We start from the raw sequence: 10,480 nt of genomic DNA on the forward strand, positions 1-10,480 counted from the left end.
TGTGATTTTCGTGTACAGTCCCGGGCTCGTAAGGCACCACCGGTGCCCTCCTACGCCTCGCTTCCGAAAGGGCGCATGAAGGCATGAGCAGACTGCTCCACACCTCTGACTGGCATGTGGGCCACACCTTGTTCGGGCATCCACGTACCGAGGATTTCGACGCCGTCTTAGCCGAGATCGTGGCGATCGCCCGCGAAACCCAGCCGGATCTGATCGTCCACAGCGGCGACCTGTTCCACTCCGCCCGGCCTTCCGCCCGGGACCTGGTCCGTGCCACGCGGACGCTGACGGAACTGGCCGCGATCGCCCCCACCGTGGTCGTGGCGGGCAACCACGACTCCCCCGCGTTCTTCGAGTTCTTCGAGGTCTTGGCCGGGCCCTCCGTGGGGCGGGGCCTGTTCTTCGTCGGCCGGTATCGGCCCGCGGACGAAGGAGGCGTCTTCACGTTCGACGCCTGCGGCGGCCAGGAGCGGATCCGCCTGGCCGCACTGCCGTTCGTGCATCCGAACCGGTTCTGGCAGCGGTCTTCCGCCGACCCGTCGTACGGCGACTACGCCAGGGGAATGCGTGGGCTGCAGGCAGGGCTGGTGAAGGCCATGCGGGATGAGTACGACCCCGAGCGGGACGTCCTCTTCTTCACCGCTCACGTGTACGTCACAGGCGCCGACCGCTCCAAGAGCGAGCGGACCACGGACCAGTCCTTCGAGATCGCTGTCGAAGACCTTCCGGACGTGTCCTACACAGCTCTCGGGCACATTCATCTCCCGCAGGCGGTACGGAGCGGCACGCTCACCGCCCGCTACGCGGGCAGTCCGCTTGCCATGGACTTCAGCGAAGCCGACCAGTCCAAGGGCGTCGTCATCGTCGACGCGGAGCCCGGACGGCAGGTACGGGTGCGGACCCGCCAGCTCACCAGCGCCCGCCGGCTGGCCCGGTTCGAGGGAACCCTCGAACAGCTCAGGGCCGAAGCGGCCGAGTACGACGGCACCTTCCTCCATCCGCGGATCAGCGGCGAGGAGCCCGGCGTACCGCTCCACCAGAAGATCGCCGAGATCGTTCCACACGCAGTCATCGTCAAGCCCGCACTGGTCGAGGAAGCGGCCACCGACGCCGTACTCGACTTCGATCCCGGCGAGGAACCGGATCTGCCCGACGCGTTCCGCGCCTACCTGGCCCGCGAAGGGCTCAACGATGCTGATGCACGGGCCTCGGTCGCCGCATTCACCCGGCTGCTCAACGAAGTCGACGACGAGGTTCCACCGCCGGTCCCCGCCCAGGAGCTGCTGCGCGCCGCACTGGACAACCCCTGGACGGAGGCATCGTGAAGCTTGGGCGGCTCACCCTTTCGGGCATGCGCAGTTACTCCGGCACCTGCGTCATCGACTTCTCCGACAAACGCCTGTTCGCCATCCTCGGGCCCACCGGCGTAGGCAAATCCACCATTCTTGAGGCGGTCAACTTCGCCCTGTACGGAACGTGTTCCTGGACGAAGGCACCCACGGCTGCCTACGAACTGATCAGCCAGGGCTCCTCCAGCATGCACGTGGCCCTGGAGTTCAAGGCGAACGGGCGCTGGTGGCACGTGAGCCGCACCCTCTACGCCGACAAGAGGCAGCCGAAGGCCTTGCTCGAGCCCCTGTCCGGAGATGCCCCCGACCTGCAGGTCGACAACAAGGAGGCGGTGACGGAGGCCGTCACCGAGATCATGGGGATGGACCGCAACGGCTTCGTTCACACGATCATGCCGCGCCAGGGAGAGTTCGACACCCTCCTCAAGGCGCCCGAAGGCATGCGCACCAAAATCCTGCGACACGTCTTCGGCATCAGCGAGCTCGAACGCGTACGCAAGCACGCCAGCGAACAACTGCAGCACCTGCAAGAGCAGATCACCCAGGCCACCAGGGCCCGCAACCTTCTGGTGCCGAACCCCCGCGCTGCCGCGGACCAGGGGGTACGGGACGTGGAACGCGCTCGTGGCATCGCGCTGCGCCGACGCGAGCGGCTGGAGGCCCTGCGCGCCGGCCAGAACAAGGCTGTCGAACGCCAGCGGCACAAGACCGATCTGGACAAGGCCTCACGGCTGCTGCGCGAACGCGCTGTGGCGGACGCGGGTGTCACGCTGGTCTCGCTGGCACGAGCCGGGGAGGAAATCGATGCCGAAACGGCAACGGAGGAGGCGGTCGGCCGTGAGCTGAACCTGAAGCTGGGCACGGCGCAGGCGGCACTGGACGCGTGCGCGCAGACCGGGGACACGGTCGCGTCCCTGCACAGCGCACTGGCTGTCCTGTCGCACCTGCCTGACCGTGCGGCCGGCCTGGATTCCAGGCTGCAACGGCTGGAACAGGATCGGTTTCAGTACGAGGCACACGAGCAGGAGCACAGGCAGGCACGGCAGGAACTGGCCGGGCACAAGCAGAACGAGGCGGCTCTTGCCGAGGCCGCCGTCCGGGCCGAACAGGCCGTGGCCGAGTCGCGCGCCCGGACCGAGCAGGTGTCCGAGGCCGTCCGGGCGGCACTGCAGGAAGCGGCCGCCGCGGCCTCGTCCCTGCAGTCGCACCACGCAGCTCTCAAGACGGCGGAGGAACAGCGGGGCCTGATCAGCAGCCTGCAGGACGCACAGGACGAGGCGGCCGTCGCACTGGAATCGGCCAGACAGGCCAAGGCGGCACTGCAGCGTGAGGACGCTGCCCACACGGCGGGTTCCGGTCTGGTCGCCGGTGACGCCTGCACCGTCTGCAGCCGGCCCCTCCCGCACGACTTCAGTCCCCCTTTGCCGCTGGACGCCAAGGCACACAGCCAGGCCCGGCGGGAGGTGACCAAACGCGAGAAGGCCGCCGAGAAAGCCAAGACGGCCAAGATGGAAGCCGCCGCACAGCTCAAGGCGACGGAGCAGACTGCCGAGAAGTACCACCGCGCGCACCTGGCTGCCGGCGAGCGCACAAAGGCTGCGCTGCTGCAGGTGCAGGAGCTGTCGGACGCGGCGTTGCCGGCCTGCTCGCCCGTCACGGCCACTGCGCTGGGCGCCCTGCCCGGGCTGGTGACCGAACAGACTCATGCCCTCGCCGAAGGCGAGCCGGCAGGCCGGGCCCAGATTACCCGCGCGGTCAAGTCGCTCACCCGGTCGTTGCGCGATGCGGAAGGGGAAACACTCGCCGCCCACACCGGCGCTCAGACCGCCTTGGCAGCAGCGCGGGCCGAACACGCTGCCCTCCAGGCCGAAGAGAAACGACAGCGCGGCCGCCTGCAAAGAGAACGCAAACGGCTGGACAAATCCCGCGAGCAGTACGACGCGGAGCTGCAGGCGATGCTGACGGAGGTCTGCGAACTCCCTCAACCGTTCCGCCCTGCCCAGCCCTCCCCGCAGGAGCTCCCCCTCCTCAACGACATCACCACCGCGCGGGAGGCGGCCGCACGGCGGCTGGAGCTGCTGGAGCAGACGACACAGGCCCGCGACGAGACCAGGCAGGCCCTCGCCGAGCACACGGAGAACCTGCAGGCCCTGAACGCACGGCGCCGACGCACCATCGAAACCCCCGCACGCAGCCTCATCAAGAAGCTCGAGCGCTGGGCAGACGCGGCCACCGACGCCGCGGGGCTTCTCGGCGAGGCGACACCGGCGGAACTGCCGCCCACACCGGACGAGACAGACCTGACCGCCGTCGACACGTACCGCCTGGCCCTCGTCTCACTGGATCAGCGGCTCGCTGCCGCGCTCAGGCAGGTCGCGCAGCAAGCCCTCGAAGAGATCCGGGCGTTCAAGGCGGAACTCGTCCTCCAAGCCGGGTCCACGAGCGATGGCATCGATGACAGTCCCGGGTTCTGGGTGCCTCCCAAGGGCGATCTGCTCGCCCCCTCCGTTCTCGACGCCCTCAGCCGCAAGGCGGAGCACGCCGAGAACGCGTACGAAACCGCAGAGGCCGCCCTGCGCAAGGCACAGTCCCAGATCCCCTACGCCGACGCATTGAACGAAGCCCTCGAAGCCGGAGAGCAGCAGGCCGCAGTGTGGCGGCGCGTGATCGAACACCTGACGGACGGGAAGTTCCTGGGGTATTTGACCGAGCAGCGCACCCATTCGCTGCTCGGTCACGGCAGCAGGATCCTGAAGCAGATCTCCGACGGTGACTACGTCTTCACCGAGAAGTTCAAGATCATGGACTGCGCCACGAATCTCGCCCGTGACCCAGAGACCCTCTCTGGCGGTGAGACGTTCCAAGCATCCCTTGCCCTGGCACTGGCACTCGTCGAGCTCCACAGCCGCAGTCACAGCCACCACAGGCTCGAGAGCCTCTTCCTGGACGAAGGGTTCGCTTCACTGGACCACGACCGTCTGGAACAGACGCTTTCAGCCCTGCTTGGGAGCGTGACCGGAGACAAGACGGTCGGAGTCATCAGCCACCTGTATCCGGTGGCCGAGGCGGTCAACGACGTGCTGTTCGTCCAAAGGACCGGCCAGGGCTCCACAGCCGAATGGCTCACGCCGGAAGAGCGCACCCAGATCGTCCATGACGGCATCCGAAAGATGCTGGATTACACCTGAGCGCTGTCGGGGCGCGGCCGCTCATACCCGGGCGGCCGCATCCGGGCGCGGAACGAAAGACTCTCCAGCCCCTGATGATCCTTCTTCAGAGGCCCTTCTCATCCCGCGCTCGTGCACCGCATTCTGCCGCACTCGCCCAGGCATCCACGGGCGTTGCTCGCATACCCCGCCCCGGCGCCGTATCAGCCGCAGACCGTCAGCTAACCCATCCTGCGACGGGACCGGGGGGAGCACCCCCAGCGCTGCGTCGTCGGCCGCTTCGCCCGGGCCAGACCTCCTGTGAGCCCTTCATCGGGGCTTCCCGTCTTGAGACTCATGGACCGCAAGGACCCCGCTCTCGCCCCTCCCCAGGCGGGGGCGGCCTTCACGCATGAGTACCACGGGCACAACGTCTGCGCGCCTCGACGACGGCCGCCATACGCCCACGCCGCCGCGTGCGCTGTTTCACCCTGCTCACCCGCCCGAGGCCCAAGCCCCCCCCCCCCCCCCCGCAATTCATCGTCTGCAAGGAGCGAACCGCATGAATGACTCATCTGCCGACCTGCACAGCGCCGGCCCACCCGTCTTCACCGCCCGCTCGGGACGGCCGGCCGCGATGCCCCGGATCATGGCGCTCGACACGCACGGCCAGCTGACCAGTGGACACGTACGGCTGGTCGCCGCAACTGTGGGCTGCTCGGAGCGGACGGTGTGGCGGTGGGTCGAGGAGGCGCGCACCACCGGCCAGGTCACCACGAAACCCCGGACACGGTTCAGCGTCACACCGGAGATCCGGCGTCTTTTGGCGCTGTGGGGAGGCAATGCCTCCGCCGTGCACCGTGAGCTGAAGAAGCGGGCCCTGGCCGATCCCCGACTGCCCAAGGCCCCGTCCCTTGCGACGCTGCACCGGGCGCTGCGGCGGGACCTGACACCTGGTGACCGGGCCGGTCTGGCCCGGGGGGAGGCTGCCCGGCGGGCGTTCGATGTGTTCGGGCAGCGTCCGCCCGGGAACCGCAACGAGGCCTGGGAGGGCGATCACAAGTGCGTGCCCGTCAAGGTGTGGGTCGAGGACGAATTCGTACAGCCGTGGCTGACGTGGTTCATCGACTGTGCCAGGAAGGTCATCATGGGCTGGGCCGTGACGCCCCATGAGGCCAGCAGGGATGCAGTGCTGGCGGCGCTGCGCACAGCGCTGGACCGCAGCGAGCCATTCGGGCCGGCCGGCGGACTGCCCGGTCTCGTCCGGGTGGACCGCGGCAAGGAGTTCCTGTGCGCGCCCGTGACCTTGGCGTTGGGTGCCTTCGCCGTGCCGGTCGTCGACCTGCCCGCCTACAACCCGCATCTGAAGGGCACCATCGAAGCGCTCAACGACTCGGTCGAGGAGATGCTGTTCGTCTCCATGCCGCGCTACACCGGCCAGCAGAAGCTCCCCGGCGGGCGCACCGCGGATCCCGACGAGCCCGCCCTCACCTTCGAGGCGTTCGTGGGGCTGCTGCAGGAGTGGGTGCGGTGGTGGAACTACGAGCACAAGCCCGAAAGACTGAAGGGCCTCACGCCGATGGAGGCGTGGCGGGCCGACCCCACTCCTCTGTATGACGTGCCCGCCCAGCAACTGGCTCACTTCGGGCTCGAGGACGACGGAAGCACCCGCGTCATCACCACCCGCGGCGTGCAGTGGCGCAACCACAACTACATCGGCCCCTGGATGGTCGGCATGGGCGGCACCCGCGTTGCGGTGCGCCACCTCCCCCACCACGACGCGTCCATTGAAGTCTTCGGCCTCGACGGCACCTATCTCGGAAGTGCCGTCCTGGCCGAGCAGGCCAGCCAGGAGCAGGTCCGTGCCGTGCGCAACGTCCGTAAGGCCAAGGAACGGCGGCTCCGTGCGGACCTGAAGGCCGCCGCCCGGCTGCGGCGTGACCGGTTCGAGGCCGTCACCTCGGCCGCCCCTCCCCGGCGTCTTGGATCCCTGACGGAGGCGGAAGCCGAAGCCGAGCTGGCCGAACAGTCCACCGCTGCCCTGCGGCGTGCTGATCCCGGCTATATCCCGCACACTGCGGTCCCTGATGGCTGGGCCCGGCCAGTCCCGGCAGACACGCCTCCGCCTGCGGAGAGCCCCCGTGAGGAGGGCGAATGATCGACAGCCTGGACTACTACGGAACCCTCCCCTCCGAGAAGGAGGACCACTTCCACCGGCTGGATGCGCACCTGGTGGCCACGGACACACTCATGACGACCCTCGACAACGTCAAGGCGACGATCGAGGACAAAGGCATGATGGTCGCCTACGGAGCTGCCGGCTGCGGCAAGACGATGTCGGTGAACTCCGCCCTGCGACAGGTGGCTCCCGACATCACCTACCGTCTCGAGCTGCGGTCGGGCCCCACCCCCCGCGACATCCGGCACGGCTTGTTCCGCGCCCTGGCGCTGTCCGGTGAACCTCCCACCCGCCCGATCGAGTTCGACACTCTTTTGAAGGACGCGCTGTCGGAGAAGTTCCGGGTCCTGGTGTGTGATGAGGCCCAGTGGATGGGACGCAGTTCGTTCGAGTACTGGCGTCACCTGTGGGATGACCGGCGCACCGACATGGCGCTGATCTTCGCCGGTGGGGACAACTGCTACAAGGTCCTCAAGCGTGAGCCGATGCTGGCGTCGCGGATCTACATCTGGCAGAGGTTCACGCGCATGCCCGAGGACGAGGTCGTCACCACTCTCCCGGCGTTCCATTCCCTGTGGGAGGGGGCCGACCGCAAGACGATCCTGGGTATCGACCGCGCAGCGGCCCACGGCAACTTCCGCAACTGGGCCACCATCACCAAGCATCTGATGAGGGGCATGCGGCAGAAGGGACTGACCGAGATCAACCAGGACCTCGTCAACTGGGTCTATAGCAAGCTTGGCGGCATGTAGTGCCGGGTGGGTGCCGGCGCCTGTCCTGCGCAGGTGGAGGACAGGCGCCGGCAGTCGTGCAGGACACCGCGCGTGGAGCGGTGGGCGGCATGGTGGCCACGTGGGCGTGATGGGCAGGGACGGGAGCAGGGTGACCGCAGCAGGCTACAGCGATGTGACCGTGGTGGTGGACGAGGAGGACGACCTGTTCTACACGCAGGCGGCACTCGCTGCGCACTGCCCCGGCGAGGGGCGCATCGCGGTCCATCCGACGCCGGCCAGTGGCCATCCGGCCGCGCTGGGACACGACGTGTTGTATGCGCTGGGCAAGCGGCTGGCTGGAGGACCTCACTCCCCCGACGGGTGGCTGGACTCGGTGGACGCGGCATGGCGTGCGGCAGCCGCCTGGGCCCAGGCCACCGCGGTACGGCATGTGCTGGTCTCCCGTGTCCATCTGCTGACGCCCCGGCGGATCGACCAACTGCTTGCCTGGCGCTCGGCAACGGGGGTGCAGCTGACGCTGCTGTGGCAGGGCAAGGAGTGCAAGCTGCCGCCGGTACTGGGACGGGTGGAGCGCCGTCTGCGCGGCAGGGACAGCTTTGAGGCCCTCCTTGCCGAACCGGGGCCGATCCCCGCACGCCCGTCCTTCCCTCCCGGAGAGCCGCTCGCGTGCAGGCCTGGTGTCACGGCGGGGGCGGGGGTTTCCAGACGGTCGTCTGCGGGGCCGGAACGGGGGCCTGCGTCGGCGGGGCGAGGGCGGCCGGCTGCTGACTGCGGCGGCGTGGCGGCGCATCTGGGGCACGTTATGCCTGCGATCGCCGTTCGTGGGCAAAGCTCAGCGGTCGTGTCGGCTCTCGCGCATCCGCTCGCTGCCGGGGCGCTGAGCGTGCTGGCCTTCACCCGGGTCGGTCTCGGCAGTCTGCGCTGGACTCGCGATCTCGATATCACCGGCGACGTGTCTGCCATCAAGGTTCACGGCGTCGCGCACCGGTCGTGCGTCGTGTATGCGGTCCCGGACTGGGCCCGGCCGCTGCTGGCCGCTGCCCGGGCGCATCACCGGCTGGCGTCCGGTCCTCTTCAGGGAAGTGTGTTCGCTCCGGTGATGCGCTGTGAAGCACGGCATCTGCGTGCGCATGCCGGACGGCACCCCTGTCTTGGGCTTTCCCTGCCGGTCGCCGCCCTTCTGCCTTGAAGCAGAGCGGGCAGGCCTCGCCGTGCTCTGATCGGACCTGGCGGCGTTCCATGTCGGACGGCGCCCGCCCGGGGCAACGTGCGACGGCTTGCCGGGCGGGCTATAGCCTCATGATCCGCGAAGAGACCGCACGGCGCACGCCGAGCGTGAGCCGACAGCAGATGTGTCTTTCACCGGCGCTGGTCCTGGTCCGTTCCGATGTCCCCGGCCCCATCACGGCCTGTGAGCCATGGCGGTGTGGCTTGTGCGTGCCGTCGGCCGGGGTCGGCCTGCCCATGGCGGGGCACGACATGCCGATATCCGAGCACAAGCAGATGCTGGAATGTATGGGGCTCCTGCACCCGGAGGTCACCATGCCGCGCCCAGCCTCTGATCCCCGCAGACACGTGGGCATTCGCCTCTTCAGCGGAAGCCCCGCAGCTGCCGAAGCCGTCTGCACGGCCGTCCAGAACACGTTCCCAGCATGCTCAACGCACGGAGCCGGTTTCGTGGCTGATCCCGATCATCCTGAAGACCCGGACACCCGATTCTTCTGCGCCGACGCCACTCACGTGCCCGTCACGGTAGGGAGCCATCCCGTCGAACTTGCCCCCGCAGACGCAGGCAGTGTCAGCGTCGAGCTACGTGCAAGCGACACCAGCGCCGTGATGGACGTGGCCCACGAGATCACAAAGCGTTTCCGCACCACGCAGCAGGAGCGGCACCGCGACGGCAACGGGCTCACCGTGCTTCCTATGTGGATCGACCCATCCCAGAGAGCGCCCGAGTAGGGCCGAGCGGCTCCGGCCTGCCCATTGGCATGCTCTGTACCCCGCCAGCGGGGCGGACAGAGTGCGGGCGGCGTCACCCGGCGCCAGGCTCCTCGGCCAACCATCGTGGTGCTGCGCCGGCTCGCGCAACGCCCGTCCTGTGTTCGACCAGGCCCAGAACGGCGACACGGCGCAAGGACATGGCGAGGACGCGCACTGAGGCACGCGTCCCAGGAGAGCGTCTGGGCCGACCAACGTCACGTGGCTGCCGTGGAGACGGCTGGGATCACAGCCGTGACCTCGGGTGTTCCTCGGCCATGAAGCGTCCCGTCCTGGTCAGCCTGTCCTGCTGGCACGCCATTCGAGGGCTTGCGGGGTCTCGGTGAACTCCACCAGGTGCTCTCCCGCGAAGCGTTCCAGTGCTGTGCGTACTTCGGTGGGGGTGACGTAGAAGAATTCCTTCCTGTTGTTGACGCGGTTGACGCGGCGGTCGGCGAACTCCTGGTGGAGGCGGGTTTCGAGGCCGACGGCGTCCTTGCTGAAGATCAGGGCGTGGACGTCGAAGCGGAAGGGGACCGCGGCTCCGCTGAGCTCGTAGACGCGGTCGAGGGGTTCGAGGCGCCGGGTCATGCCGATCTTGACGATGCTGTCCCCGAAGGCGCCGATGTTGGAGACGACGTAGACGTAGCCGGTGCGGACGTTCGCGGCGCGTGCGTCGACGTCCTGCAGCGCCTGCTGGATCTCGGCGAGTTTGGCCTCCATGTCGCGCACGGCGTCGTGGTCGCCCTGGGCGCGCAGGCGCTCGATGGCGGCTTCGTAGTGGTTGAGTTCCTTGTTCAGCTTCTCCCGTTCGCGGTCCAGCTCGCGCTGGGCGGCCGCCTCCTCGCGCTCACGGGCCCGTGCCTCGCGCTGTGCTTCCTTCTCCTCGTCCTTCTTCTGCAGGAAGTCGGCGGTCAGCTGCAGTTCTCGGACGCGGGCGTCGTGGTAGGCGTCGGAGATGCGGATGTGCATGGTGGCGCCGAGCTTGGCGATGGTCTCGCGGCTCTTGTAGAGGCGGTCGACGAGTGAGGTCAGGCGGTGGGGTCGCATGGTGCGGACGGCGTAGTCGGCTTCGGCGTTGTAGGCGCGGAGCAT

General features: G+C 68.4%; 7 protein-coding genes. 6 read left to right on the top strand and 1 reads right to left on the bottom strand.

Annotated features, from left to right (window positions below; all coding sequences use genetic code 11):
- Positions 1–83: 83 nt before the first annotated feature.
- From ACFY8W_RS36540 to ACFY8W_RS36565, 6 genes are all read left to right on the top strand, one after another.
- A complete protein-coding gene (locus tag ACFY8W_RS36540) occupies positions 84–1,325 on the top strand; it encodes an exonuclease subunit SbcD (protein ID WP_391115161.1) in 1,242 nt (413 codons plus the stop codon).
- A complete protein-coding gene (locus ACFY8W_RS36545; RefSeq protein ID WP_391115163.1) occupies positions 1,322–4,537 on the top strand; it encodes an AAA family ATPase in 3,216 nt (1,071 codons plus the stop codon). Before ACFY8W_RS36540 ends, ACFY8W_RS36545 begins: the two co-directional genes overlap by 4 nt.
- 595 nt (positions 4,538–5,132) lie before the next feature.
- Complete coding sequence (locus ACFY8W_RS36550; RefSeq protein ID WP_391115191.1) at positions 5,133–6,653, top strand: Mu transposase C-terminal domain-containing protein; 1,521 nt, start codon at positions 5,133–5,135, stop codon at positions 6,651–6,653.
- Positions 6,650–7,426, top strand: coding sequence for an AAA family ATPase (locus ACFY8W_RS36555; protein WP_391115166.1), 777 nt, complete (start codon positions 6,650–6,652; stop codon positions 7,424–7,426). Before ACFY8W_RS36550 ends, ACFY8W_RS36555 begins: the two co-directional genes overlap by 4 nt.
- A 130-nt stretch (positions 7,427–7,556) precedes the next feature.
- The gene (locus ACFY8W_RS36560) at positions 7,557–8,597 is read left to right on the top strand and encodes a hypothetical protein (RefSeq protein ID WP_391115168.1); all 1,041 of its coding nucleotides are present in this window, start codon (positions 7,557–7,559) and stop codon (positions 8,595–8,597) included.
- Positions 8,598–9,085: 488 nt separating this feature from the next.
- Positions 9,086–9,367, top strand: a complete 282-nt coding sequence (locus ACFY8W_RS36565; protein WP_391115171.1) for a hypothetical protein — start codon at positions 9,086–9,088, stop codon at positions 9,365–9,367.
- Between the two features lie 315 nt (positions 9,368–9,682).
- Here the strand turns inward: ACFY8W_RS36565 and ACFY8W_RS36570 are convergent.
- Positions 9,683–10,480 (bottom strand): DUF4041 domain-containing protein (locus ACFY8W_RS36570; RefSeq protein ID WP_391115173.1); only part of this gene is annotated, 798 nt, incomplete at its 5' end.

It is taken from the genome of Streptomyces sp. NPDC012637 (genome assembly GCF_042954805.1).
In the GTDB taxonomy this organism is placed as follows: domain Bacteria; phylum Actinomycetota; class Actinomycetes; order Streptomycetales; family Streptomycetaceae; genus Streptomyces.